The 24,950-nt window shown below is 35.6% G+C and carries 29 protein-coding genes; 28 read left to right on the top strand and 1 reads right to left on the bottom strand.

Annotated features, from left to right (window positions below; translation table 11 throughout):
• The 26 genes from BZZ03_RS12025 to BZZ03_RS12355 form a co-directional block, all read left to right on the top strand.
• On the top strand, window positions 1–350 hold a 350-nt coding region (locus BZZ03_RS12025; RefSeq protein WP_158092881.1), incomplete at its 5' end, for a hypothetical protein.
• Window positions 351–386: 36 nt separating this feature from the next.
• On the top strand, window positions 387–590 hold the full coding sequence (locus BZZ03_RS10690; protein ID WP_086583283.1) for a hypothetical protein: 204 nt from the start codon (window positions 387–389) through the stop codon (window positions 588–590).
• A complete protein-coding gene (locus BZZ03_RS10685; protein WP_086583282.1) occupies window positions 590–787 on the top strand; it encodes a hypothetical protein in 198 nt (65 codons plus the stop codon). Before BZZ03_RS10690 ends, BZZ03_RS10685 begins: the two co-directional genes overlap by 1 nt.
• Window positions 778–936 carry a hypothetical protein gene (locus BZZ03_RS12020; RefSeq protein ID WP_158092880.1) on the top strand — a complete coding sequence of 53 codons (159 nt, stop codon included), beginning with the start codon at window positions 778–780 and terminating at the stop codon, window positions 934–936. The genes BZZ03_RS10685 and BZZ03_RS12020 overlap by 10 nt, the downstream gene beginning before the upstream one ends.
• 21 nt (window positions 937–957) lie before the next feature.
• A complete protein-coding gene (locus BZZ03_RS12430; protein ID WP_086583281.1) occupies window positions 958–1,362 on the top strand; it encodes a YdbC family protein in 405 nt (134 codons plus the stop codon).
• Between the two features lie 60 nt (window positions 1,363–1,422).
• Entirely contained in the window at window positions 1,423–2,208 is a 786-nt protein-coding gene (locus tag BZZ03_RS10675) for a DUF3801 domain-containing protein (protein WP_086583280.1), read from the top strand.
• Window positions 2,205–3,974 carry a VirD4-like conjugal transfer protein, CD1115 family gene (locus BZZ03_RS10670; protein WP_086583279.1) on the top strand — a complete coding sequence of 590 codons (1,770 nt, stop codon included), beginning with the start codon at window positions 2,205–2,207 and terminating at the stop codon, window positions 3,972–3,974. The genes BZZ03_RS10675 and BZZ03_RS10670 overlap by 4 nt, the downstream gene beginning before the upstream one ends.
• Window positions 3,975–3,999: 25 nt before the next feature.
• Window positions 4,000–4,338, top strand: a complete 339-nt coding sequence (locus tag BZZ03_RS10665) for a hypothetical protein (protein WP_086583278.1) — start codon at window positions 4,000–4,002, stop codon at window positions 4,336–4,338.
• Window positions 4,339–4,362: 24 nt separating this feature from the next.
• Entirely contained in the window at window positions 4,363–5,172 is an 810-nt protein-coding gene (locus BZZ03_RS10660; protein ID WP_040087848.1) for a hypothetical protein, read from the top strand.
• A 1-nt stretch (window position 5,173) separates the two neighbouring features.
• Window positions 5,174–5,527, top strand: coding sequence for a PrgI family protein (locus BZZ03_RS10655; protein WP_040087847.1), 354 nt, complete (start codon window positions 5,174–5,176; stop codon window positions 5,525–5,527).
• On the top strand, window positions 5,487–7,862 hold the full coding sequence (locus tag BZZ03_RS10650) for a VirB4-like conjugal transfer ATPase, CD1110 family (protein WP_233128982.1): 2,376 nt from the start codon (window positions 5,487–5,489) through the stop codon (window positions 7,860–7,862). Before BZZ03_RS10655 ends, BZZ03_RS10650 begins: the two co-directional genes overlap by 41 nt.
• A complete protein-coding gene (locus BZZ03_RS10645; protein ID WP_086583277.1) occupies window positions 7,837–9,714 on the top strand; it encodes a CHAP domain-containing protein in 1,878 nt (625 codons plus the stop codon). The genes BZZ03_RS10650 and BZZ03_RS10645 overlap by 26 nt, the downstream gene beginning before the upstream one ends.
• 29 nt (window positions 9,715–9,743) lie before the next feature.
• Window positions 9,744–10,397: a hypothetical protein gene (locus tag BZZ03_RS10640; RefSeq protein ID WP_086583276.1), complete on the top strand. Its 654-nt coding sequence runs from the start codon at window positions 9,744–9,746 to the stop codon at window positions 10,395–10,397.
• Window positions 10,381–10,677, top strand: a complete 297-nt coding sequence (locus BZZ03_RS10635; RefSeq protein WP_086583275.1) for a hypothetical protein — start codon at window positions 10,381–10,383, stop codon at window positions 10,675–10,677. The genes BZZ03_RS10640 and BZZ03_RS10635 overlap by 17 nt, the downstream gene beginning before the upstream one ends.
• On the top strand, window positions 10,640–11,944 hold the full coding sequence (locus BZZ03_RS10630) for a hypothetical protein (RefSeq protein WP_158092879.1): 1,305 nt from the start codon (window positions 10,640–10,642) through the stop codon (window positions 11,942–11,944). The genes BZZ03_RS10635 and BZZ03_RS10630 overlap by 38 nt, the downstream gene beginning before the upstream one ends.
• A gap of 9 nt (window positions 11,945–11,953) precedes the next feature.
• Window positions 11,954–13,081 (top strand): toprim domain-containing protein, encoded by a 1,128-nt coding sequence (locus BZZ03_RS10625; protein ID WP_086583273.1) that lies wholly within the window; start codon window positions 11,954–11,956, stop codon window positions 13,079–13,081.
• A 103-nt stretch (window positions 13,082–13,184) separates the two neighbouring features.
• Window positions 13,185–13,844: a hypothetical protein gene (locus BZZ03_RS10620; RefSeq protein ID WP_086583272.1), complete on the top strand. Its 660-nt coding sequence runs from the start codon at window positions 13,185–13,187 to the stop codon at window positions 13,842–13,844.
• Between the two features lie 41 nt (window positions 13,845–13,885).
• Window positions 13,886–15,406, top strand: coding sequence for a hypothetical protein (locus BZZ03_RS10615; protein WP_086583271.1), 1,521 nt, complete (start codon window positions 13,886–13,888; stop codon window positions 15,404–15,406).
• Between the two features lie 63 nt (window positions 15,407–15,469).
• Window positions 15,470–16,003, top strand: a complete 534-nt coding sequence (locus tag BZZ03_RS10610) for a hypothetical protein (RefSeq protein ID WP_086583270.1) — start codon at window positions 15,470–15,472, stop codon at window positions 16,001–16,003.
• 21 nt (window positions 16,004–16,024) lie between these two features.
• Window positions 16,025–17,641, top strand: a complete 1,617-nt coding sequence (locus BZZ03_RS10605) for a hypothetical protein (RefSeq protein WP_086583269.1) — start codon at window positions 16,025–16,027, stop codon at window positions 17,639–17,641.
• Window positions 17,628–17,948, top strand: coding sequence for a hypothetical protein (locus BZZ03_RS10600; RefSeq protein ID WP_086583268.1), 321 nt, complete (start codon window positions 17,628–17,630; stop codon window positions 17,946–17,948). The genes BZZ03_RS10605 and BZZ03_RS10600 overlap by 14 nt, the downstream gene beginning before the upstream one ends.
• 210 nt (window positions 17,949–18,158) lie before the next feature.
• Window positions 18,159–18,542, top strand: a complete 384-nt coding sequence (locus BZZ03_RS10595; RefSeq protein ID WP_086583267.1) for a plasmid mobilization protein — start codon at window positions 18,159–18,161, stop codon at window positions 18,540–18,542.
• Complete coding sequence (locus tag BZZ03_RS10590) at window positions 18,542–20,074, top strand: relaxase/mobilization nuclease domain-containing protein (RefSeq protein WP_086583266.1); 1,533 nt, start codon at window positions 18,542–18,544, stop codon at window positions 20,072–20,074. The genes BZZ03_RS10595 and BZZ03_RS10590 overlap by 1 nt, the downstream gene beginning before the upstream one ends.
• A 55-nt stretch (window positions 20,075–20,129) precedes the next feature.
• On the top strand, window positions 20,130–21,056 hold the full coding sequence (locus BZZ03_RS10585; protein WP_086583265.1) for a Fic family protein: 927 nt from the start codon (window positions 20,130–20,132) through the stop codon (window positions 21,054–21,056).
• A 118-nt stretch (window positions 21,057–21,174) separates the two neighbouring features.
• On the top strand, window positions 21,175–22,887 hold the full coding sequence (locus BZZ03_RS10580) for a zinc-ribbon domain-containing protein (protein ID WP_086583264.1): 1,713 nt from the start codon (window positions 21,175–21,177) through the stop codon (window positions 22,885–22,887).
• 142 nt (window positions 22,888–23,029) lie between these two features.
• Entirely contained in the window at window positions 23,030–23,131 is a 102-nt protein-coding gene (locus BZZ03_RS12355; protein WP_086583263.1) for a putative holin-like toxin, read from the top strand.
• Window positions 23,132–23,412: 281 nt separating this feature from the next.
• Here the strand turns inward: BZZ03_RS12355 and BZZ03_RS10570 are convergent, their stop codons facing one another.
• Window positions 23,413–24,027 carry a hypothetical protein gene (locus tag BZZ03_RS10570; RefSeq protein ID WP_086583262.1) on the bottom strand — a complete coding sequence of 205 codons (615 nt, stop codon included), beginning with the start codon at window positions 24,025–24,027 and terminating at the stop codon, window positions 23,413–23,415.
• Between the two features lie 120 nt (window positions 24,028–24,147).
• Between BZZ03_RS10570 and BZZ03_RS10565 the strand changes: the two genes are divergently transcribed.
• The gene (locus tag BZZ03_RS10565; protein WP_086583261.1) at window positions 24,148–24,531 is read left to right on the top strand and encodes an ArsC/Spx/MgsR family protein; all 384 of its coding nucleotides are present in this window, start codon (window positions 24,148–24,150) and stop codon (window positions 24,529–24,531) included.
• A 61-nt stretch (window positions 24,532–24,592) separates the two neighbouring features.
• Entirely contained in the window at window positions 24,593–24,934 is a 342-nt protein-coding gene (locus BZZ03_RS10560) for a helix-turn-helix domain-containing protein (protein WP_086583260.1), read from the top strand.
• Window positions 24,935–24,950: the final 16 nt, after the last annotated feature.

The following is a 24,950-nucleotide window of genomic DNA, read 5'->3' as shown; positions in this document are numbered from 1 at the left end:
TAAATATATTTATACCTTTATCTTTAACTCAAAAAACAGAGATAAAAACGGAAAAGTTGAATATTGTAAGAGTTGAAGATAAGTTATCAGATTCTGATGAATTAAAACTATTAGTGAAAAATAATGATGGAAAAATTTTTACTAGAAAGTTGAATATCAATGATAAAAACACAATAGTTAAAATGAGCAGTAGAGACGAAAGTTATACAGAAAAAGTCACTCAAATAACTTATAGTACAAAGCAAAAAATTAATGCAGCGCTTAAAAATGTTCCTAAAAATGTTCCTAAAAATGAGACGAAGAAAGAAGTTACTGTATACTTGCGAGGTTCCCAAATTGCTCGAAAATGATAAATTTAAATAACTAAAAAAGGAGTTAGAATTAAGATGCTAAAATATATAAAAAAATTTGTGAGTAGGATGGGATACAGCTTAGCATTTGTTTCCACTGGTTATCTCTTTTCAATTAGTGGGAGTTCTTCTTTGACAGATTTAATTTTCTTAGTTTCATTTGCTGCAACTTGTCTGATTTATACTGTTGAATTTACTCTTTCAGAAGCTCCTAAAATAAGGAATAAGGGAGAAAAATAATGATCAAAATAGAAATTACTAAAGATAAAAATATAGATGGGCAATACATCTTAAAAGGTGGAGATACTTCAGATTATTTAGCTATGTTAGCTGAGGCAATCGCTTCTATCTGTAAAGAAGAAGGCTTACCTGTTGATATTGCGGTTAAAGGTTTATTTCATGAATTAGAGGAGACAGAGGTGGATCGATGCAATTAAAAACAATGAAAAATATTTTTATTGCTGAAGTAGTCCTGTCATTTATTATTTTTCTGATGGGAAAAAGTTTTGTGCCTATCGCAACGTATGTTTTAGCACTAGCGATATTGACGAAACTATTCTTTCTTGACAAAGAAATAAAAAAGTAAAATTTAGAAGGAGGCCAACTTATGGTCATGGATTTTTCCAAAAAACAAACAAATGAAAGCACAGAACTTGAGTTCGAAAAAGTTGAACAAATTGCTATTCTTTCAAAGAATGGTAAAGGTTGGACAATAGAACTTAATCGAGTGTCCTACAATGGACGTCCTCCGGTTTTAGATTTACGTTCTTGGAGCCCTGAAGGACGAATGGGTAAGGGAATGACTTTACCTGACCAAATTGCTGAAAATCTTTACCTTACCCTTCAAGCCCTTTATAATAACAAAGAAGAGATTGAACAGGAACAGGAAGAAGAAAAAGAGGAAGTAATTGCTGCTGAAGCGGAAGTAAACGCAGAGCTCCCTCCTCACTTTTCACCGGATCCAAAGGCAAAGGAAAACACTGTCTGGACACCAGGCGACATGGAAATTTAAAACCAATGTAAAGCAGATTTTTTAGAAGTCTGCTTTTTAATATCTAAAGAAGGAAGGTTTATGGGACAAGAACAACAAGAAATGTTTCGTGTTTTGATGCGTGATATGCCTCAAACCATTCGTCAAACACTTTATTTGCTTACGACTTTAAAACGGCACGTGGATAAGAAAAAAGCAGGAAAAGACCAAGCACAGATTGATTTATTAAAAGCTAAAAATGTTGCTGAAGATCTCTCCGGACTTGAGGTTTCTCCCGAAATGGAAAAAGAATTTCTCGCAAAATCCCCGTCTGAACGCCAAAAAATGCTTGCAGAATGGGGCCAAGAGTTAAAAAGGCAAAATTTAGCACCTGGTGAGAAATCGCTTGAATTTTTGATGAAGACAGGCAAGGCAATCGCAGAACCTCAGCTTCTCGAGAAAGCTGTAAATTTAGAACAACTTAAAAATGTTCTGAAAGATTATGGACTCCAGTTCCATATTAAAGCCCTTGATGATGGAAAGCATGAAGTACTTTTTCTCGCTAAAGATGCCAATGTGGCACGCAATGCTTTTGCACAAGCACTGGATGAGATTAGTCACAACCCAGGGATTGTCTCAAGTCCGTCTCTTACACAGTCAATTAAAGAGGCACAGAAGGAAGAAGAAAAAGCAATTGCTGCTAAAATGCGTGAAAAAATGCAAGAACGTCAAGCTTCTAACCAACATACCATCACTCCAGGACAAGAAGAGCAAAATCTTGGCCAAAATTCTAGCCCCTCTAATTCAGATTTTTCAAATCTTCCCGCACAAGAACCAGTTTCTGATGCTTCAGCGCTAGATCTCTTTGATGGAGGGCCAGATTTATGAATAAGCAGACACAAGGTGTGGGCTATGGCATGGTAGGTATAACAGGAGCTTATCTTGCAAACAGAGCCACAGAGCTTTATCAAATGGCACCGGATGGAGAAAAAATTCAAACGGTCTTACAAATGCCTGATTTTATCCATGCACAACCTTGGTATCTTTCTTTGCAACAGGGGCCTATTTTAGCTTCTGGAGCAGTCCTTGTAGCTGCAGGACTAGTTTATGCGGTAAGGGACACCAGAGAATATGCGCCAGGTCGAGAACATGGGGATGCCAGATGGGGAACCGCAAGAGAATTAAAAAGCTTTAAGAATAAAAAAGATTTTTCGCAAAACATTATTCTAGGTTCGGGCGCTTATAAGAATTTTGGAAAAGCTAAATTCTTTAAGAAAAGTCGAAATAATAACGTCATCGTTATCGGTGGTTCTGGTGCAGGTAAGACAGAATCGTTTATTTGGAATAACCTTATGCAAATGAATTCTTCCTACCTTTTGACAGACCCTAAAGGGACAACGGCCAGACGGTTTGGGAAAATGTTTCAAAAGAATGGGTACAAGGTTCGTGAAGTCAATTTTGATACTTTAACCAATTCGGATCACTTCAATCCATTTGCTTATATTAAAGATGAAATTACCCTTAAAAAGGTAATTCGTATGCTTATCGATGCAACCAATGCAGAGCACGAGAAAAAAGGCGAACCATTCTGGGACAAATCCGAAGAAATGCTTATTACTGCTTTGATGGGCTTCCTTTACTATCGTTATCGAGGCGATGAAAGTCATAAGGGGGATGGTGTCATGCCAAACCTAGCAGATATGGGCACGTTAATAGGATTACTTCCACGTAAGCATCCAGAAGTAGAAAGTCAGCTTGAATTCATGTTTAAAGCTCATGCAAAACGTTTTGGCGCAGATAATTTTGCCTACATTCAATGGAGAAAATTCATTGACATGTTCAAAGATAAGACAAGAGACTCCGTTTTAGCTATTACTGTAACTCGCTTCTCTATGTTTGACTTGAAACAAGTCCGTGAGTTTATTGCAGATGATAATTTGGAAATTGATAAATGGGCAAGCGAAAAGTATGCAGTCTTCCTTAAAATTCCAGATTTGGATGACACGTTCAATTTCCTACCTCTCATGGTTTTCCTCCTTGCATTTAGAACATTAGAACATATTGTTGATAATGAAATGGGGGGAGAAGCTAAGGTACCAGTACAATTCTTAATGGACGAATTTGTCAATCTTGGGAAAGTACCAAATATCAAGGAAGCTTTGTCTGTGTTCCGAAGTCGATTGCTCTCTATTGTCATTGTTTTACAAAGTATGAACCAAATGCAGCGTAATTACAAAGACTCCTGGAAGGAATTCTTTGGGAATGCAGATTCTTGGGTTTATTTATCAGGTTCAACTGAACCTGATACGCAAGAGTTTTGGATGAAGACTGGTGGGAAGAAAACGGTCTATCGTAAAAGCCGAGACAGAGGATTTGTACGTTCAGAGCCTGTAGGTATAGATTTAATTACATACAACGGTGTTTCTGAGCTTGATCGAGGTATGTCCTTGGTTAAGATTGCCTCCGTTCCAATGTTTAAGGTACCAAAATATCATTATTTACAGCATCCAAAATCTAAAGAAGTGGGGAGAAAGCCAGGAGATAAAAATTGGTGGGAACCACAACGCTATCGTAATCTAAGTGAAAGATACGATGCCAATATGAAGAACAACAATCAAGAAGAAGCAGAAGAAATTAACTTTTTAGCTGCTTAAAATTAAAAAATAAAGGAAAAAACTAATGCTAAAAATTACTCAAACAAAATCAAAAATCATGAACGTAAAAGCCTATTTATCAATGCTTGCTTTTCTGGCTCTCTTTAAAGGACGAGAGGCATCAGCGCAAACAACTGGCGCACAAGTTGGAGATATCCTGGTGAAAGACCTTATGTGGCTTGTTACAGGTGGTGGGATATTGACAGCTGTCTTTGGGATCATTGCACTTATCAATGCAGGACGAGCACAAGATGCACAAGGTAAGTCAGAAGCAGGTTGGTTTATTCTTGGTGGAATTCTCCTTGCGGCTGTTGGTGGTGGTTCAATGCTTTCTGGTGTCTTCTCAAATCCCCCAGGGAATTAAAAGAAAGCATAGGAGGGTCTAATTATGGACTTAATTGCAACATTTTCTAAAACTCTAGCAGAATATGATTCATCCACTATGGGCTGGGTCACGAATATTATTACAAATGCGACCACTCAGGTCGCTCTTTATTTAGCAGCTATTGTTCTTGTCATGGAACTAGCAAAAATGTTTGAACGCGTGAATACATCAAATAACGGAGTAATGATGCCAAGGTTCTTTGCGGAGATTGCTTGGCGTGGGGCAGTATCTGGTGTCATGATTGCACTGAGTCGTTATATCGTTGAATTCATGGTTCTGGTTGGTATTGGCTTGGTTAAACTGATGGGTAAATATGCGAATGGTGCCTTTGATGTGTTGCCGAATGTAGATATTTCAAGCTCAACAAGTATATGGGACACCATAGGAGGTATCCTTACAGGGAATTTCCTCACCTTTGCCTTGGCTTATTCTGTAGGCGTGCTGATCTCTCTTGCAGCATATGTCATGCTTACGGTATTAATCATGCTTCGATTTTTCCAACTCTATGTGTTACTCGCTTTGGCTCCACTTCCTATGGCTTCATTTGCTTCAGCCGAACATCAAAATATAGGGATTACTTATCTTAAATATATTGGTGCGTATGCACTGCAGCCGGCTGTTTTATTAACCGTCATTGGAGTTTACCACTTTATGAGCACTGCAGGTTGGGACATATCTGGTTGGCAAGTTCCAGGGATTATGGCTTCAGTTGATGGTATTAAAGAATTGCTCTCGGGTATTGTTCAAGGATTTATCTTTATCATTGCCCTTTGGCAAAGTCATAACATCTCATCAAAATTATTAGGAGTTTAACATGGAAATTAAAGTATATAAGGACGTCTCCAAACGTCCAAAAACATTAGGGGTCTTAACAGGAAGTCAATGGTTGCTTGTTGTTGCTTTACTTATTGGAATTGGGGCAGACATTGCAAATAGCATTTTAGGATTTCTACCCGATGCTTTGCTTAAACCATTCATTTTAGTGGTTGTCGCACTTGGAGCCGGACATGCACTCTTTCGGCCTCACGGTTTACCTTTTACAACCTGGGTAAAGCTTCAACTTAAATACACAACAACAGTCCAAACACGACTTTACAAACAAGAAAAAACAAAGGAGTACCATAAAAATGATTTTAAGAAAGACAAAAAAATCAAAGAATGGCGTTGAAGAGCTGCCATCGAAAAAACTAAAAGCTGCGACCACTCAAAATTCATTACAGTACAAATACTTATATGAAAATGGGATTATGCACGTTGTTGAGGATATTTACTCAAGGACCTATGATTTATTGCCTATAACGTATACTACAGCGACAGATACGGAACAAAAAATCATCCTTTCACAATACAATTCTGCTCTTAATCAACTTTCAAACAATGACCACTTCCAATTGACTCTCTTGGTAAAGAAAACACCAAAAGGGGAGTATATGGAAGAAAATGCTTATGTTCCAAGAAGTGATGGTTTTGATCACTTTAGAGAAGAATTTAACACAATCATCGAAGATAATTACGATAAAGGCCATAATAATTTCAAAGTTGGCCGTTTTATTACTTTATCCACTCATGCTGCCAATCAACGTGATGCAAGACGTAATTTGGAGAGTATGTCAGATAACTTCTCAGAAGAGTTACGTGCAATTAAATCCGGCTTAACACCGCTTGAGGCAATGGAGCGTTTGCAAGTTATGAATGACATTTTAAGACCAGGGGCACCACTTTACGGGGATTACTCAGATCTTGAAAAACAGAAGCTCCGTAGCCAAGATTTAATTGCGCCTGGAGTATTGAACTTTAATCGTCCGGGGAAAATTTCCTTTGGGATTAATGATAAAGAAGGTGAAGTGCTCTTTTTAAGAGATTATCCAAGAAATTTATCTGACAGTATGTTTAAGGAATTGACTGAGGCAGGGATCGAGATGGTTTTAACTATTCATGGCAGTCCTTACTCAATTGCAGAAACAAACCAAAGTTTACGTACAGCCTCTATGGATGTGGAAGGCGAGGTCTTGAAACAACGCTCTAAATCTTCTCATAAAGGCTCTGGCGGTGATTATATTGCACGTGGGACACGTGAATACTATGAAGATGTCAATGAACAAATTGACTTTGTGACGGAAACCGGAGACACTCAATTCTCTACTACAATTATGGTTTATACCTGGGCAGATAATAGCGATGAACTTCGCCATAATATCCAACAGATTAATGCAGTAGGTAAGAAGTTTGGAGCTAACTTTGAACCTTTCTATTTGACTCAAGAGCAAGCCTTGAACAGCATCCTACCTCTTGGAAAGAACTATATGGACTTTGAAAAGAGTTTTGTTAGAGATCTGCTTACACCGAACCTCTCTGTTAATTCTCCATATACTTCACAAGATATACAGCATAAAGGCGGAAAATTTTACGGGATTAATCTTCTGAGTAAGAACAATATCTTGATTAATCGTATGTCTGATGAACTGAAGAACTCCAATGGTGGGATTATGGCAGTATCTGGAGGTGGTAAGTCTTTTGCGGCTAAAAACGAAATCATCTCTACCCTTCTTGCAAGACCAAAAGATGAGGTAATAATCTTGGATCCTGAGCGAGAATATATTCCAATCGCTAAGGAATTTAAAGGACAAGTGGTTCATATTGGACCCGGTTCTCCTGTTTCTATTAATGCCTTAGATCTTGAAGATACGGAAGGTCTGGGTATTGAGGGTGATCCTATTGCGGATAAGGCCAATTTTTTGCTCTCAATATTTGGAAATATTTTGGGTCGCATTACACCTACGCAGCGTACCCTTATTGATAGAGTTACAAAGGAAGTATATCGACAATACGATAAACCAAATCTCCAAGATTGGTTTGGTGTTTTAAAAGAAAACCAATCAGAAGAAGCCCGAGATCTGGTAGGGGGATTGGGTATTTATATTGAGGGGTCTCTTAATATGTTTGCCAAAAATACTAATGTAGATCTCAATAGTCGTTTGACAATTTATGATACAAATTCTTTAAAAAATGAAATGGCCGTTTTTGGTTATATGGTTATTTTGGATAAAATTTGGAATAAGGTTGTTGAAAACCGTCGTAAAGGTATTGTCACATGGGTCTATATTGATGAGTTCCAAATACTTATCAATCCTAACCAAATCCAACAGCTCCGTGAAGCTGCTTCAAACATCTATGCCCGAATTCGTAAATATGGAGGTAATCCAACCTTCATGACACAATCTGCAGAAACAATGGCAGCTACTCTTGAAGGACGAAATATCATGTTTAACTCAGACTTTTTAATTCTCCTCCAACAAAAAAGTGGTGTGTTAAAAGCTTTGATCGAAGAGTTTAATTTAACAGATAAGCAAGCTTCATATTTGAGTAGTCCGGCTGCAGGGGCAGGGTTAATTATAGCGGGTTCTAACATCATTCCTTTTTCAAATAAAATTCCAAAACAAACAGCACTCTTTAAATTAATGGATACGAAGGTGAATAATGACAGACAAACAAGCGCCGGATGATCTTTTCTCCTCTAAAAATAAAAACAGTTTTGAGGGGAATGATACTAAAAAAGGTATGCAAGATCTCCTAAAAAAGAAAAGTAAAGGACAGCTTTTTAAAAATGCACGTGCTAATTATGGTAACGTGAAATTAACTAAAGGAAAGACGAATAAAAAAAATCTTGGTTTTAAGGCAAAACATAAGCTCAAACCGGATACGGATTCAAGAAAAAAAATTCCTAAGTTAACAGACGGAGCTCCTCAAAAAGGAGCTTTTTCAAAAAAACTTGTTGAACCTTCTCACTCAAAAGAGCATGTTAAATTTACTTCTAAGTCAAGACAATCGCAATCAAAGAAGAAAAATAGCGTTCCTACACCTACAGCAAAAACTAATCTAGTCCAAGCAACAAAGAAAATGGGAGGTGTCTCCCTAGAGAAGAATGCTGTGAATGTTCTTGCTCAGGATGAAGATTTAGAAGCAGTACACCATTTTAAGAGTAGTTATGACAAAGGTAAGAGTTCTTTTGAAGCAGGAAAAAAAGTACATGCTTTTATGACCAAGGGGGAGAAATTTTCTCGAAGAGTAAGTGTAAATAAATCAAACGACTTACGTTTCGGATCAAAAGGGATTAACTCCGTATTTTCTAACTCAGCCTCAAATGCTGCCCCTAATAGTTTAGCCGCAAAACTAAGACAAGTAAGACAAAAAAGCTTCCAGATGGTACAAAAGTATATCCTCGCTATAATCAAAAATCCTTACATTCTTGGCTTTATAGGGATGGTTGTCGGAGGCTTTGCTCTTTTATCTGTTGGAATAATTCTTTTCTCGAGTTTATCCAACCAGGATGAGTCGAATTCTTCTTTAGATGGACTAGAGTACGTGAAGCATTGGTCAGGCCGGGATGCTTATACGTCCTCTTTACTTGCACAGCGTTATGGTATTACAGAACAACAAATTGATGGCTTTATTAAAAGCCAAGGGTATGAAAAGGTAGATGCCAGGGCTTCTGGTAAAGAGTTCTTACGTTTACAAAAAATATCCGGAATTGATGTCCGAGCTCTTGTAGCCTTTGCGCAAATGGAGTCCTCATATGGAACAGCCGGTGTTGCAGCAGATTTCCCGAAAGGGAATATTTTTGGTTTTGGAGCGTTTGATAATGATCCAAACCAGGGCGCAAATTGGGATAATACTCGAGCAGTTAAGGAGTTCAGGGATTATCAAATTGATACTCTGGGAAACAAAACAGTTAAAATTATGGACCAAAGGGCGGAGGCCTTTGCGAACCATACCCTTAAACCTGGTGAAGGTGTCTATTGGACAGCTCTTTACAGTGGGAAAAAACGAGCTGCAGTTATGCAGGATTTCGATATGTACATTGATGCACACGGCGGGACACCGGATCCCCCAGGAGGATATGGTCCTGTTGGAGGTAATGGGGGTGCTGCAGGAATAAAGGCACTTGATGAAGCACTTGGAAAATCTATTGCAGGAACTTATGGGGGCGCAGATGGTCAATGTTACGCTCTAACATCTTTTTACGCTCACTCGGTTACAGAGAACATTCCAAACCTTGTTGGTGGTATGAATGCCTCAAATATCGGGAGTGATTATCCTTGGGATAAATGGGGTTGGAAAGTCGTCAATACGCCAAATTATAAACAGATAAAAGCTGGAGATATTATTAACTTTGCGGCCGGTGCAGATATGGGCGGTTGGCGAGTAGATCCGACATATGGTCATACTGGAGTTGTAGGGAAAGTATTAGGTGATGATCGCCTTATTATTTATGACCAAAATCCAGGACCCGCAAAAACTTGGACATGGACGTATACAAATAATTCTGTCGCTTCAGTTATCCATCCCCCTAAGTAATTTAAACTATATAAGAATAAGGAGGCCGTATGGTCAATCGATCAAATGTACGTAAGCTCATTATCATAAGCGTAGGTTTCATTTTAGCGCTTGTCGGAGCTGCGGGCTACATTATTTATCACGGTGGGAATTCTAGTAAAAAAGAGCTTCCTCCAAAAATTGTTCAAGAAAGTCGAGAAACAAATGATAGTTCTTCAAAAGAAGAAGCTGTTACTAAAAATAGTAGTGAAAAATCAGAGGAAGAAAGCAGCAAAATCGTTGTAGATTTTTTGAAAGTCTATAGCAGTTGGGAGCTAAACGCTTCATCTATTGATGAACGACAAGATAAACTTCAAAGTTTAATGACAGAAAAAGGTTATCAAAACTTACATATTGCTGAAGATGCGACGAGCCTTAAGTTGATGATTGAAGCCTTTGAAAAGGATAAAACTATTAATACGAGCAATTCCTCTCAACTTGTCTCAAGGTCGTATATCAAAAGCAAAGTCTTTCAAGATGCGAGTAATAAGGCGCTGTATTATGTAGAGCTTTACTATACGGAGTGCCCTATTTACCAAGACAAGGGCTATCCAGTAGTCGCAAAAATAAACCTGTCTGTTCAGGACTCTAAAGTTGATGCTTTAGATGTCACAGATATTAAAGCACTTCCAGGAGGAGAAAAAAATAATGGCGGAAATTCCTAAGACACATCTCAATCGTTTATCTAGTCTGCAGGGGAGAATTTCTAAGGAAATCCTTGCACGAGATAAGGCAAATGAAAATATCAAAAAATTGCAGGAAGAGATTGAGGAAGTTCAATATAAGATGTTTCAATCTGTACTGCGTGATACAGACCTAAGCTTTACTGATGCTATGGAAGCTATCCAGGTACTTGTTGGTGAAGATAGTCAGACAAAATCAGACACTAAGGTGACACCAAGTCAAAATGAAAATAGAAATGAGGAACATCATGAAGTTATTTGATGGTTTAAAACGTAAGGCTAAATTTTATTATGAATTAACAGAGTGCCCTTACATCGATACTGAAAAAATAATGGATAATACTCAACTTATCCAACACCTGGACGAAGAAAACCAACGCTTTCATCGAGATTACTTGAAAAGTAGCGTTTTAGTTTCTAAAATTCGTAATAATGAAGCTGCAGAAGTTGTTTATGCAAAACGGTTCAATCTGCCATTGCCAAAAGATACGGATTGGAATGGTGAACTTAAAGAATTTTTCAAGAAAAAACCAGGGCCTTTTGAAATTTCAGAACAAGGATATACTTTCGAAGAAGTGAGGGAAGCTCCTGTATCAGAAGTAAATCATTTTGCTTCCTCTTGGGATGAAGTAGTTCCTCAAAATCAAACTCCTTCTTCTGTTCAAGATCCAATGCCCCTTAATAATAACGAAGAAGAAATTAAAAATGATCCTGGTTTAGAAAATAATCGTGCTGCAGAGGAAATTGAACGTCCTTCATATAATTTCATCAAAGAAAATCAGAGCAACATGGAAGAACCATTTACTTCTCCAGTTTCTCCTCTTGCTTCAGAACCTGAAAAACGCTTAAACCTTGGAGCAGATTACGTAGAGCCTTCACTTGATGATCTTATTGGAAGAGCCACAGCAGTTTCTCTCAAAACGTCATCTTCAATGCCTGCAGAAGGGTTTGAGGTTGAAAATCTTGAGACGGCCCAAGACTTCATGGCAGGTTTTGCGATAAAAGCACGCCAAATGGTTTTGGAGTTCCTGGAAGCAGAAAATAAAAAAATCTATGCGGAAGTTGCATCTCAAGATCGACGTGCAGAAATTCCAGAAAAAGTCCGAGTTCAATTTGAAGGTGAGAAGGAAACTATGCTTTATCAAAAAGAACAAGAACTCCTGGAAGAATTGTCCTCTAATATCAAAGCTGAAGAGGAACGTCATAAAGCAGCTCTTGCAGCAATCAAGCAAGAAAACGAGGCCAAACGTAAGAGTACAGCTCAAAGCATTCAAGATACTTACGCAGAGAAAATAACCCTCGAAGTAACAAAACGCTTTAATAAAGAAACACAGCACTTGTCTAATATTCTTGAAGGCAAGAAATCTGCACTTGCCATGCGACAAACAGAACTGACTCAAGGACTTGAGTCGAGCTTTAAAGAAACCTTGTCTGAAGTAAATCGCAACCAGGATAAAGTCTTGAAAGATTTAACTACGCTTCAGCAAGCTGATAATATCATCGCACTGCAAAAGCAAAATGTAGGATAGGAGTAGCCTATGTATGATCCAGACCGTCTTAAAAATGAGGCCAAAAATACTGATATTTTGTCTGTCGCAGAAAGCTTAGGTATGGAGCTTGATAAAATATCAAGTCATTACTACTCTTGGAAGTTACACGACTCTTTAGTTATTGATACAGATAAAAATATCTATCATTGGTTCTCTAGAGGGCTAAAAGGGAAAGATACAATTGATTTGGTCAAGCAAGTTAAAGATGTTTCTTTTAAAGAAGCGCTGCAGCACATTCTTGGCTTAGATGCACAAGTTCTTTCTCCACAAAAGAAGGAGTCTCAAAAGCCATTTGTCTATCGTGTTCCAGAGGCTAAATCATTTGATTACGCACGAAAATATTTAAAAAATGAACGAGGTCTATCGGATGAAACGATAGACTTTTTTCTCTCTAAAGGTGTAATTGCGCAAGGCATCTATAAAGACTATAAAACTGGAGAAACTGAACCTGTTGTTGTATTTAAAAATGTAGATCTCACAGGTCGAACTGTTGGAGGTGCTTTGCAAGGTATATGGTACAACAAGCAAAAGTACAAGAAAAAAGGACGTTTAAAAAAGACATTACGAGGATCTGAGCATTATTCAGGATTTCAAATTGATGTTGGCGAAAAAAAGAGCTTTGCTCAATCAACCAAGGAATCTCCTTTTAAAATTTATGTTTTTGAAGGGCCTTTAGATATGATGGCATATTATGATCTACATAAGGAACGCCTTAACAATGCTCGTTTAGTTGCTTTACATGGGCTAAACAAGGGAACAATTTCTAAAAGTATTGTGGATGCCTTGTGCTCAGACATTGAGAGCTATAAAAAGCTTGAAGCGAACGTCATACCGGCGCATCAGTGGCTAAGAGATGCGGATGAAAAAGGATTTACAGACAAACTAAAAATTATCATTGCGACCGATAATGATAAAGCTGGAAAAGAATTCTTTCTGAATCTTGGTCTAAAACATACGAAAGTTGTTCCACATATGCCCCCTTTACGCCCAGGAGCAACTAAAGCTGATTGGAACGATCACTTGAAGTTGAAAAACCAAGAGCAAAAGATGAAAGAAACACAGCACATGGTTGCTTCAGTAATTCAAAAAGATCATTTTTCAGAGTTATACGTATAGAGCTAAGTGGAGTGTCGTAAAATTAATTATAATAATAAAAAAAACAAAAATAACACAAGAGTAGAGGGCAGGTGTCTTCTACTCTTTTAGTTTGAGGTGAAGAATGAAACAAATTGTTGATCAAGATAGAGAACGTATGGTCGAGACTTTAGCATTACTTTTCTCTCGAGAACATGGGATCACTTCAGAAATTATCCATGATTGGAACGAGGTAGGAGGGGCGCCAGTACTGCTTCATACCTTCTGGGATGGCTTATCTGGAGATGAGAAAAGTAATTTTTTGAAGTTTCTTGATCGTGAATATCCCCTGTTGGATGATAAAAATATTGTTGTAGACCAGGATGATAAACAATACGCTTTGGTTTGGGCCTTGGTTCATGCACAAATTGACTTACCAAATTCGTTAGATAACATGGGTGACGTCGATAAGCTTTTAGAAGATAATCGACGTCTATTTGAACAAGAGGTTTTGGAACAACAAATCCAAGAAGAACCTGAACTCTTTGAAGACTACCTAGATGTCGAAGCAAATCAAATTGACTTTACACAAGCTTTCTCAGTAAGTGAAATTCAAAATGACCTCTTAAAGATTGAAGCTATGGCAGAGTCATTGAACATAAAAATATCAGATACGCAACGAGAAAAAATAAGTCAATTACCTTTAGAGGGGCGGAAATACATGATTAATGAGTTTTCAAACCTAAGGGAAGGTCACTCACTTTCTCAAGAAGCGCTCAAAGAAATTCCAGAAGCTGAAGTATAAAGCAATATATCTATTAATTAAAGAAAGAGAGGATTTGAAAAATGACAAATAACAAACTACAGTCTGCAACAGATGACCAAATATCTAAAGTTTTAGATGCATCAATAGGCGGCCATGGTTTTTGGCTAGTAAATCACAGAGAGATTATTGAAAAAATAATTGCTGATAGAATCGAAGTAGCAGGTATTTCTCAAACTATGATGGATGTAGGGTACAGTTGGCTTCGTTCAGAAGATGAACTCTACACTGACTTAGAATTGGATATGTATGAAGCAATTGCAAAATATAACGGTGATGTTGATAAAGAGGGGAGGATGACTAAAAAAGCAGAGATTTACAAAGTCATTAATAGAAGAATTCGGGATCAAAAAATAAAGAAACCAGATTTGATCGAAAAGAACACGACAGAGAAATTAGATATTTTACCTGAAGTAGAGGTCTATGACCTTGCTGTACAAATTGACCGTAATCCAGACAGTAACTTTTATAATGCCGTTAACATTTATGACTTTTCTATTCAAGACCTTGCGAACCCCTTGCCAGATGATTTCAAAGTGACTGATGAGGAACTCAAAAACTTAGTCTATGACAATTTAGAATACAAGAACGAGGACTTAAAGAAATTCTACAACTCCACCATTTCACATATGGATTATGAGTATACTGCCACAATAGAAAGCCAATTTGAGTTGAATGGCTTCAAATTCAAAGTTCAAGAACACCTTCAATTCACAGAACTTTGGAATAAAGCGATTGATCCAGAACTGAAAATGAAGGCAGATAACCAATATTCATTAAAAAAATCTTTTGATGAGTGGCGTGATCGAGGCTTTGAGTTCCCTCAAACCTTCACAAATGAAGAGAAATTTATTGAAGCAGCAAGTAAAACCTTATCCGATTACGAGGTCAATATCCTTATTGATGATATTGACAGCTTTTTAGAAACAGGAGAACGAGCAGTCGGGGGACCAGAATTGGTTGTTAGATTCTTGTATGATTTCTATGGGGAAATCAAGGAAATAGACATCAACAAATTTTTGGAAAATCATGAATTTTTCAGTCCTATTACTGTTGATTTGAAGCAATTGAGCGGGAAAGAGTTAGAGCAGATTAAAACAGTTCAGATTGAACAAATTTCGGCAACTCTTGAGGGCTTGCATCAGGAAGTATATAAAAATATTGGCGATGATTCACACGCTTCTAAAGACCCCTGGAGTGATGTACAATACTGGGTCAACGATTTACAGAATGAATTTAACAATATGCAAAAAATACAAGAAGCAGAGAAGTTAGTAAAAACGGAAACAAAAGACCAAATCCAAAAAGAAGCTTCAAATGAAAATTTAGAGAAACTTCCCATTAAAGAGCAACAAGAAGAATTACTAGATATTGAAGCACAAGCTGAAAGCTTAAATTTGAAATTAACAGATGCTCAACGTGAAAAAATACAAGAACTTCCACCTGAAGGGCGAAAACACTTGCTTGAATCACTTGTGCATATCAACGATATTTCTCATGAACAAAACAAAGTGGAAGCAGATCTTGATATGGAAATTTTTTAAATTTAACAGACTCAAAAATAGATAAAACTTAAAGTGAGAGTAGCTCACTAGAATGGAAAAATTATGAATATACTTAACAACTGGCAACTTCCCCTTATACTTGTTCTTTGGGGACTATTAATTTTATTAACCATTGAGGCATATCAATTTATTTTAAATAGCTTTAAGACAAAAAAATCAAAGAATGGCGTAAGCAGCAATTTATCCTTCCACTATAAAATTGTGTTAGAAGATTGGATAAAAGAACAACAGTACATTTTGGAAGAAGGAGAAGACGGTGTCCTTCATATAAAACCAATTTTCCGTTATGACCAACTTAACGGAGTTGAAATCACTCAATTAGATATTAAAACGAATAAGATAAGCTTAAAGGTTTATTATTTTGATAGTAAAACCAATAATAACCTCAAAATTAAAAGTGTTGAAAAAGTAGTGGGTATCCAATATATCCTCGTCGAAGGAACACCAGAAACCAATATTCAACCAGAAAAAAAGAATGTCCACTATTTTTATTTGGAAGATATTCAAAATGGCAACATGTCTGAAACGTTGGATACAACAGATCCATCTGAAGCAAATGTTATTTCAAATGACTAGATTTAAAAAGAAAGGACAAGCATGATAAAAATACCTGAACAAGCAGAAAGTCCTCACTTTCCCAAAGATTATGAATATCAATTTCTAGGACAGAAACAACAAATTGCCAAGAAGCTTAATAAAGATGCACAATTTACAGCTCTATCCCTTGCCAAAAATGCTTACCACATGTACGACTATCTTGAGTCCCTGGGGGCTAATAACCCTAACGGACTTCTAATTGCTGCTTTGGATTATGCAAGTGAAGTTCTAGGCGTACCATCAACTTTTATTCAAGAAAGTTTTTGGACACAATCCTCTCTTAAAGAAGAGGAAATATATGAAGCTTCTCTTACTTATAATCCAGAAAACGAAACAAAGAAAAAAGAAGAAGCTCTCTCTATTGCTCACAAAAAGATTGAAGAACTCTTCTCCTCTCTTTTAGAAGAAGCACAAGGTGATGTAGAATTTTTAGAACTACTTAAACAGAAAAATTCAAAAAACACTTCCCTTCTAACAATTTGCTACGAGCTGTTTGCACAAAAGGCCTGGCAAAAATTAAAATCTGATTTTAAAGATTTACCTGAAGCTGAAGCAGCCTATTATTTATATTTTTATGAAGAAAATAAAACAGATTATTCAAAACATGTTAAAGAAAATATTCATGATTTCTATGAAAAGAACGTGAAACTCTATTTTCAAAAAGAAGAAAAAAGTGATCCTGAATTAATCGGATTACTTGAAGATGCTTCTTATGATGGCATTCATTCCTACATTGAAAAAAAGCTTCCTCACTTCTTAGAAAAAAGTCAGTATCAAAAATTTCTCAAGGACTGGTCTCATAATCTTTCGCTTTCTTTTCAAAATTTAATCCTCCTCAAAAGCCAAAAAGAGGAGTTGGGAAACATAAAAACAATTCCTTCCTGGCTTAATCAAGGTGAAACAATTCCAAAAGGAGTGCCTCTTCTCTTTGTACTTGATGAAGAAAATCAATCACATCTCCTTCCTGTAGTTTCTGACCAAACCTTTATCAAAAGAAATGCCACAAAAGATGATAGTGGACTAAATTTAAAAGCATTATTTCTTAGCTTATCCAAATTGACGCAAGCAGAAATTGTGTTTGAAGAAGGACTTCCTACACCTTCTGAATGGCGCTCGAACAAAAATTTATTATGTTTAAATCCAGATTTTCCGACAGAGCAAGTTATCTTCGAATTAGCTAAACGAGTTTTCTTTGAAGATGTTGCTGAAACAAGTCAAGAAAAATTTATCCAAGAAAGTAGTATCTATTTAGTTTTTGCTTCGGTAGATCTTCCTTGTCCTTCTGATACGTTTGAGTATGTGCAACAATTTAAAATTGAGTCCAATGGTCATACACATTTTCAATCTGTCATTACCCAAATACAACGCTTAGGTCTTAAATTTATTGAAAAAATGAAAACTGTTCTTCATGAAAAAGAAGAGGAAAAATTATTTTTAAGCTTAGAAGAAGAAATTGAGCAGGCCAAGAGCTTAGAGAAACTTGCTATTGAAAATGTAAGTACCTCGAAAGAAAACGAACAGACAACTCAAGACTCTCCTCAAGAAATGTCTATGGATGAATTAATTTTCAAAGCCCAACAATCTACAGGAAATGGAGAAAATGATGACACAGAATAAATGGAACTATGGACACTACAATATTTTCCAACTTCTAAAAGAAAATAATTTTTCTACAAAAGACTTTCTCGAATCTAAGCCATTAATAAATTTTTTAGAGCGAGAGAAAAAATTTTTAGAAGAAAATTCAAGTCCCTGGTTAGCTGAATATATCCTCTCTCTTGAAAATACTAAACGAGAAATGGAAAACCTAAATATGGAAGCCTATCAAAAATTTCTCCAAGAAATCATCTTGGAATTTTCAAAAGAAGAAGATACAAATTTAAAAAAACGAGTTATTAGGGGTTTGGGGATTTCCCCAAAATAAAATCAAAAGAAAGGTCAAAGAAGGTCAGTTTTAACTGACCTTCTTTGAAATTCTTTTATTTTTTAGCAAGGTGGGCCCACCTTGCTATGCTTGCCAGATAACAGCCCTTCCGGCCGTAGGTTGGATGCGAAGCGGGGCTTTATCTGTGGCAGGCGTAGCCTGCCTGTCGATTTTTATGTCACTCAAAATATTATTTATGGAGGAAATACCATGTCTGATAAGCAATTAAAAAGACCAAAACCACTTAAAGTTTACGTGAATGCGGATGAAGAATTCAAAATTAGATATCGGATGCAACAAGCAAAAGTTAAAAATATTACCAACTATATGCGACGTATGGCTCTGGACGGAGAAATTAAAACTTATGATTTTTCTAGCGTTAAAGAAGGGCTTCTACCTGTTGGAGAATACTCGGTCGCCTTAAATCGTATCGGAAATAACATTAATCAGATTTCAAAAAAAGCAAATGAAACGGATAGGGTTGATCATGAAGATATACAATATCTCTCCTCACAAGTCCATGATATGAAGCAAAATTATGAAGCAGTCATAAAAAAACTTACACAAGAAATTACACGATTGAGGACAAAATAATGCCTATTACAAAAACTATATCTATAAAAAGTGCTCATAATTTAGAAAGAGCTTTAAAGTATATCGTTAATCCAGAAAAAACTGCAGAGCAAATTTTGACATCGGGTTATAAAATTAACCACGTCAATAACGCGGCTTTTGAAATGGAGTTAACTCGAAAAATGGCACGTAGCTATAATGAGGCATCCAACAAAAAATCAGATGAAGAAGTTGTGGCCAGACACATCATCCAGTCTTTTGATCCAATGGATAATCTTTCTCCTGAAGAAGTTCATGAGATTGGGCGTAAAACAGCTTTGGAATTAACTGGCGGCCATCACGAATTTGTTATAGCGACTCATATTGATCAAGGACATCTGCACAATCATATCATCTTTAATGCGACATCTTCCCTTGACTTGAAAAAATTTAGATGGCACAAAAGGACACCAGGACTTTTGAGAAATATCTCTGATAAAATTGCGGACCAATATGGGGCCTTAGTGCTACAAAATACAATGCGAAATTCTCATACTAAGTATCAAGCGTACCGAAGAAAAAATTCATACCGTACGCTTTTAAAGGAACGTCTTAATTTTGTGATCAAGCATTCCACTTCCTGGGATGATTTTAAAATTAAAGCTGCAGCACTTGATATTGAAATTGACAGCAATCATTTTTCAAAAGAGTATGGCCAGGTAATTAATTATCGTTTAAAAGATTTCCCTCAAGAACGGTGGGTACGTGATTATACTTTAAATAAAAAAAGGAGATCTTTTTCTTTAGAAAAAATTGTAGCCCAATCAAAAAAAAATAATCCGGCCGGAAGTTTAGCTATCGAAGAAATGAAAACAGCTTTTGAGAAATTTCAAAAAGAAAAAGAAGCACTTCCTGATATAGAAGTTATTATCCCTCCAGAACAAATTGAAAGCAAAAGCATGACAGGCATATACATAGAGATTGACTATGGACGGTTTGAGAGAGGGACAATCAAAATTCCCGATTACAAATTAGACCTCCAGGAAGACGGTTCTTATAAAGCGTATATCAACTACAAAGACAGCTTTTACTTTTTAAATGAAGAGGACAAGACACAAAGTAAATTTGTTAAAGGTTCTCAAGTAGTCCAACATTTAGTTGATAAAAGCGGCTTAGTCCCACAAAGAAAAAATTCTGCAATCCAGGACGTTCGAGAAATGGTTGCGGCTTTCAATATTGTTTCTCAACGCCAGTTGGGTGGAAGTGAAGCTGTCAAAGTTTTAGGCGAAGAATTCCAAGACCACATGTCTCGAGTGAAACTTGCTTTAGAAAATTTAGACTATCGCCTTTTAGAAGAGAATGAAAAAGTGAAATTTAATCCCACTCCTGAACAACTTTCTCGAATAAAAGCACTTCAGGGCGAGCGAAAAAATTTATCTGTTGCTTATAATAATCTTGTTAAAAAAATGAAAACTTATGAAGCCGGACAAAGAATTGCGGCAAATAAAATTAATGCACAGCAATTAGAAAAAACACAAAATAAAGATAATCAAGAAGAATTTATTGAGAAATAAAGGGTTATTTTCTTATGTTATAATTAAACATGAGGACTGAGAAGGAGAAATGATAATGTCACAATATGAAAAAACAGTTTCTGTTTACCAATCAAAAAATATTCAAACTATTTCTCAGTTTGAAAGCATCCTAGATAACTTTAAAATCTTATTTGCCTATAATTCTGGGAAGATTGAGAATGAAGAAATCACTTACCATGATACACGAGAAGTTTTTGAAAAAGGCAAGGTTTTAAATTTTACTGGAGATCCAAAAGTTATTTTTGAAATTGAAAATCAAAAAAAAGCTTATGACTATTTGAAATTAAAAATCATTGATAAAGTCCCCTTGTCTATTGATCTCATCAAAGAGACACTTCGTGTGTTAACTGAAGGGACTTATGATTATCGTCGATTTGTAGAGCAGGGAGAGCGCCCTGGTGAGTTTAAAAAGCATGACTATGTCACAGGAATACATGAAGTAGGAAGCAGTGTAGAGGCTGTCGAGGATGATCTGAAAGAAATTTTAGAAGTCATGCAAGACTTTAAAGAAACTGAACCTTTAAAAGCAGCAACCTATTTCCACCTTCAGTTCGAAGCCATACATCCTTTTGCGGATGGAAATGGTCGAGTAGGGCGTACCTTAATGAATTACTTCTTGATGACACACAATCATCCGCCAATCATTATCTATGATGAAGATAAAAAATATTATTATGCAGCGCTTCAAAGTTTTGACGAAGAAGAAAATTATTTAAGTATGTACGAATTTTTGAAGTATCAAACAGAAAAGACCTGGGAGAAAAGTTTCCAATTGCAAAAGGTACAGGAAAAAGATCCTCTCATTTCTTGGCTTTCTCAATTTGAACTTTCAAAAGGACGTCCTTTAACTGAAATGGAAAGAGAGTTAGCAACTGATCTCTTTCATAGCCAAAATAATATGAAAGAAAATCCTCAAAAACTTCCCTCTGCAGATAAAACTGACTTTGATTTAGATCTATAAATAAAAATTATAAGAGTATTGCGGGCCTCTGTGGTTCACAATACTCTTTTTTGTTATAATTATTTTATCAATATTTTATATTGATATTATCGTTTTTATTAATATTAATGGAGATTTTATGGAAAACAAAAAGAACAGTTGTACAAATTGTGGCGAACAATTAAACGAATCTAGTGTATTTTGCCCTCACTGTGGAACAAAACAAACTATTGTAGAAGAAACCTCTACAATCACATCAGAACCTCAAAATTCCTCTATGTCTAATTTTAAAGACAAAGTAAAAAATATTATGAGGAAATACCATCTTATTCCTAGTGATATTATTGCAATAGTAGGTGCGATTATCACACTTTTAGGAGTTTACGTTTTTAAGTTTTTTGATATAACGATCCCTTTTTTAGGACATCAAAGTTCCACTTTAGCTGGAAGCGTAAAATTTATTAAACAATTTCTTGGCCTTGGTGAATCTTTAAGAAGTGGGTCTTCTGTATCCGGTGAAGTTTCTTCAATGATTCATCAATTACAGTTTTTTATAGCCGCAATGACTATACTTCCACTTGTTGTCATCGTTTGTACATTTATCAATAAAAAAATATCAAAAATTATCAGCGGTGTTGCTGCACTGCTTGTGACTATTTTGTATTTTATTTTTAATGCTAAAGTTCAATCTGCAATTGCTTCAAACTCTAGTTCAAAAGATTTAATAAACTCATTGTTTGGTCCTGCAGGAATGATAATTATTATTGGACTGCTTGTCATGCTCGGAGGAGCATGTTATACTCTCTATCTTTTCTTAAAAAAAAGTGATGAAAAAATTAACCTCGATCTTTCTAAAGTTACCAAAAAACAATGGATGATTGGTGGAGGGATAGCTGCCTTAATACTTGCTATGTTCGGGATTTTTGCGATTGTAAATAGTATGCAAAAATCTGTGATTAAAGATGTGAAAGTAGAATTTTCTGGCTATGATCATCAAGGAGAAGCAAGACTTTCTGGAAACTATGATGAAAAAATTGCAGATATAATGAGCAAAAAAACAGATATGAGTCCCTCAGATATTTCAGTTAATCTTGATAAAACTTCTGGTCTATCGAATGGAGACAAAGTAACAGTCACTATTTCTTCAGAATTGAAAAAAAGTCCGGTTAAATCTGAAACAAAGACATTCACTGTTTCAGGATTAAAAAAATCAACAAGTTATACTGTTGATAGCCTCTTAAAATCAATTAAATATAATGGATTTAATCATTATGGAACTGTTGATTATGATGAAAATATGTTTAGTACGACTGATGATACCTCTAAACTTTCAAATGGAGATAAAATAACATTAGAACTTTCAGATAGCTACATTGAACAAGAAGCTTCAAATGGGAAAGTCTTAGAAGGTTCTAAATCAAAAACTGTTGAAGTATCCGGGCTTAAAGATTCTGTACAACTTTCAAACCTTGATGAATTACTTACCCAAACTGATTCTGTGGCACGTGATGATAATAAATCGAACTCTTGGTCTACTTATACTGTAACACGTCAAGATAGCTATTTTGTTGGTAAAAATATTACTAACTCTTGGTTTAGTGATGACTCTGATACTGCAGGTCAGTTCTCAATACTTACAATTTATAAAGTTGATGAGAAGTCAGATAATAGAACAGAACCTTCTAAATATAAGGTTTATGGATATTCTGGTTTGACACTCAAGGGAGATAAAGTAGATGTTTCTAGCTTAACTAGTGATAATAAGTATTCAAACTATCAAAGCTTTAACAGTGTTCAAGAAGTTCTTGACTCTCTTAAAACTGATTATCCAAGTATTTCTAAAATGAAATAATCATAAAAGAGCCTACCTCATGGCTCTTTTTTTACGTCTTTTTGATATAATAGTAAGGTAGAGTTTATGAACGGTAGCCCCGATTGGAGGTGATGCCATGGTTTTAGTGGCAATATCTCACAAAACATGAAAGGCGAAAATTTTGAGTGTATTTGAATCTCTAGTATTGATGTTTACCTTCGGTAGCTTTATACTAGGATTAATTGGTCTCATTCTTGAGATCATCAAAAGCATAAAAAAATGACCGTTCATCTTAGCAGGTAACGATCATTTAGATTAACAACTTTGCTACCGTTCTTAAAACGGCTACATGGGACTTGTTTACAGCAAGTCCTTTTTCTTTACCTTTATTATATCAAAAGGTAAGAACTTTTCAAAATTAAAAGTCTATTTTACAGTGTCTTTCAGATCCTTAATTTCTTTAAATACTGGGCCATCGTTAGTTTGAACCTATCCCAAAGTTTACCTGTTAGCTGCATTTTACACTAAAATAGATTTATCATAAAATTCACAATAGAACTAAACTTAGAAAAAAGTGTTTGGGTATTCTTTTATCAAATATTTTTTCTCTGAAGAAATTTGTTGCTCAATATGAGCAAGATCGCTAATACGATTTTCTTTCCAAAAAATCTCATGCTGAAGTCCTTTTTCATATTTTGTCAAAATTGAATTATAAACCTTTAAATTTTCCCCTCTACCAGGTGTTTCAGAATCTATTTCTTTTGAAGTATTCCTTAAAAAGAAACAAACATCTTTTTCAATTTCATACTTCAATATCGTATGCATGATACTGAGCATTACAAAAGACATAACTCTTCTTCTTTTAAATTGTTCCTTAACTTCAATAGAGTGCCACCCAAACTCGACGAAGGAGGTACTAGTTGATTCAGATAGAAATTCAGGACAATTGGTCAGGTCTCTAAGTTGAAAAAATTTTAAAGCATTCTCTTCATTAATGAAATATCCAAATTCATGAAGATCATAGTATGAGTGGCTCAAATTAGGTACGTCTGAAAAATCATATTTAGATGTGGGGGTATTTATTTCATTGAGGGAGAGCTCATCAGTTTCATCATCCCATTCATAGTATGGATTAAACATACGAATAAATTTTGATTTTAACACAGTCAATTTTGTCATTATAGTTTGTTCCAATCAATTATAATAAAATACTTACTTTAATTATATCAAAACACCCATTCTAAATGCGTTATACGTACTGCTATGATACAATGGATAAAGTTAAACAAAGGATGAAAGATGATTAAAGTTTATTATAGAGGGAGTTGCGGTTCTTCTCGACGTGCATTTTCTTGGTTTGAAAAATATAATATTGACGTACAGAAACAACAAATAAGTAAAATGACCAGGGACGATCTTTTCAAATTACTTCAGCTTTCCGATGAAGGACTAAAAGATATTGTAAAGCGCCCAGGAAAGAGTAGCTCCGAGGTTAAAGATGCCCTAAAATATATGGAACTCCTCTCATTTAATGAAGCTCTCTACTTTGTTCTTTCACATCCTTATGTACTTCAGACACCAATTATTATGGATGGAAATAACCATCTTATTGGATATAACGAGGATGAAATACGAAAATTTCTACCAAAAGAATATCGTCGACATCGATTGCTATCAGAATAATACTGAAAAAATTTTATTGATTGCTTTACATCCCTATCAGTTCTTCGTATAATTAAATTATATGAGTACAAACAAAAACAATGAGCTACACGAAAATTTCGCAAAACAAATTCAAATTATAAGAAAAAATAATGAACTCTCTATGTCAGAGTTTGCTGAATCTCTTGGAGTTACAAAATCTCGAGTCAATATGTGGGAAAACAATGGTGTAATTCCACGTACTGAATTATTAATTCTTATTGCTCAAAAATACAAGACTCCTCTTCATATACTTTTAGGAATTGAGGAGATCTCTTCAGAGAATAAAAATCGAAATTCTCTATTCCAATTTCTTTTAACTCTAGACAATAACCAATTGGAAAAAGCAGATAAAATACTTAGACTTGTGTTCAATGATAATTAAAAATATTGTGTTCAAA

This window comes from Lactococcus petauri (assembly GCF_002154895.1).
Classification (GTDB): Bacteria; Bacillota; Bacilli; order Lactobacillales; family Streptococcaceae; genus Lactococcus; species Lactococcus petauri.
Note: the sequence above shows the minus strand (reverse complement) of the source record. Positions and strands in the feature narration are given on the sequence as shown.

Coding starts and splice junctions, on each gene's coding strand:
- BZZ03_RS10645 (WP_086583277.1), top strand. CDS start 7,837: ATGACAGACAAACAAGCGCCGGATGATCTTTTCTCCTCTAAAAATAAA.
- BZZ03_RS10620 (WP_086583272.1), top strand. CDS start 13,185: ATGAAACAAATTGTTGATCAAGATAGAGAACGTATGGTCGAGACTTTA.
- BZZ03_RS10610 (WP_086583270.1), top strand. CDS start 15,470: ATGAATATACTTAACAACTGGCAACTTCCCCTTATACTTGTTCTTTGG.
- BZZ03_RS10685 (WP_086583282.1), top strand. CDS start 590: ATGATCAAAATAGAAATTACTAAAGATAAAAATATAGATGGGCAATAC.
- BZZ03_RS12430 (WP_086583281.1), top strand. CDS start 958: ATGGTCATGGATTTTTCCAAAAAACAAACAAATGAAAGCACAGAACTT.
- BZZ03_RS10565 (WP_086583261.1), top strand. CDS start 24,148: ATGATTAAAGTTTATTATAGAGGGAGTTGCGGTTCTTCTCGACGTGCA.
- BZZ03_RS10595 (WP_086583267.1), top strand. CDS start 18,159: ATGTCTGATAAGCAATTAAAAAGACCAAAACCACTTAAAGTTTACGTG.
- BZZ03_RS10585 (WP_086583265.1), top strand. CDS start 20,130: ATGTCACAATATGAAAAAACAGTTTCTGTTTACCAATCAAAAAATATT.
- BZZ03_RS10670 (WP_086583279.1), top strand. CDS start 2,205: ATGAATAAGCAGACACAAGGTGTGGGCTATGGCATGGTAGGTATAACA.
- BZZ03_RS10605 (WP_086583269.1), top strand. CDS start 16,025: ATGATAAAAATACCTGAACAAGCAGAAAGTCCTCACTTTCCCAAAGAT.
- BZZ03_RS10630 (WP_158092879.1), top strand. CDS start 10,640: ATGAAAATAGAAATGAGGAACATCATGAAGTTATTTGATGGTTTAAAA.
- BZZ03_RS10580 (WP_086583264.1), top strand. CDS start 21,175: ATGGAAAACAAAAAGAACAGTTGTACAAATTGTGGCGAACAATTAAAC.
- BZZ03_RS12020 (WP_158092880.1), top strand. CDS start 778: ATGCAATTAAAAACAATGAAAAATATTTTTATTGCTGAAGTAGTCCTG.
- BZZ03_RS10590 (WP_086583266.1), top strand. CDS start 18,542: ATGCCTATTACAAAAACTATATCTATAAAAAGTGCTCATAATTTAGAA.
- BZZ03_RS10675 (WP_086583280.1), top strand. CDS start 1,423: ATGGGACAAGAACAACAAGAAATGTTTCGTGTTTTGATGCGTGATATG.
- BZZ03_RS10640 (WP_086583276.1), top strand. CDS start 9,744: ATGGTCAATCGATCAAATGTACGTAAGCTCATTATCATAAGCGTAGGT.
- BZZ03_RS10615 (WP_086583271.1), top strand. CDS start 13,886: ATGACAAATAACAAACTACAGTCTGCAACAGATGACCAAATATCTAAA.
- BZZ03_RS10600 (WP_086583268.1), top strand. CDS start 17,628: ATGACACAGAATAAATGGAACTATGGACACTACAATATTTTCCAACTT.
- BZZ03_RS10665 (WP_086583278.1), top strand. CDS start 4,000: ATGCTAAAAATTACTCAAACAAAATCAAAAATCATGAACGTAAAAGCC.
- BZZ03_RS10655 (WP_040087847.1), top strand. CDS start 5,174: ATGGAAATTAAAGTATATAAGGACGTCTCCAAACGTCCAAAAACATTA.
- BZZ03_RS10560 (WP_086583260.1), top strand. CDS start 24,593: ATGAGTACAAACAAAAACAATGAGCTACACGAAAATTTCGCAAAACAA.
- BZZ03_RS10660 (WP_040087848.1), top strand. CDS start 4,363: ATGGACTTAATTGCAACATTTTCTAAAACTCTAGCAGAATATGATTCA.
- BZZ03_RS10570 (WP_086583262.1), bottom strand. CDS start 24,027: ATGACAAAATTGACTGTGTTAAAATCAAAATTTATTCGTATGTTTAAT.
- BZZ03_RS10635 (WP_086583275.1), top strand. CDS start 10,381: ATGGCGGAAATTCCTAAGACACATCTCAATCGTTTATCTAGTCTGCAG.
- BZZ03_RS10650 (WP_233128982.1), top strand. CDS start 5,487: ATGATTTTAAGAAAGACAAAAAAATCAAAGAATGGCGTTGAAGAGCTG.
- BZZ03_RS10690 (WP_086583283.1), top strand. CDS start 387: ATGCTAAAATATATAAAAAAATTTGTGAGTAGGATGGGATACAGCTTA.
- BZZ03_RS10625 (WP_086583273.1), top strand. CDS start 11,954: ATGTATGATCCAGACCGTCTTAAAAATGAGGCCAAAAATACTGATATT.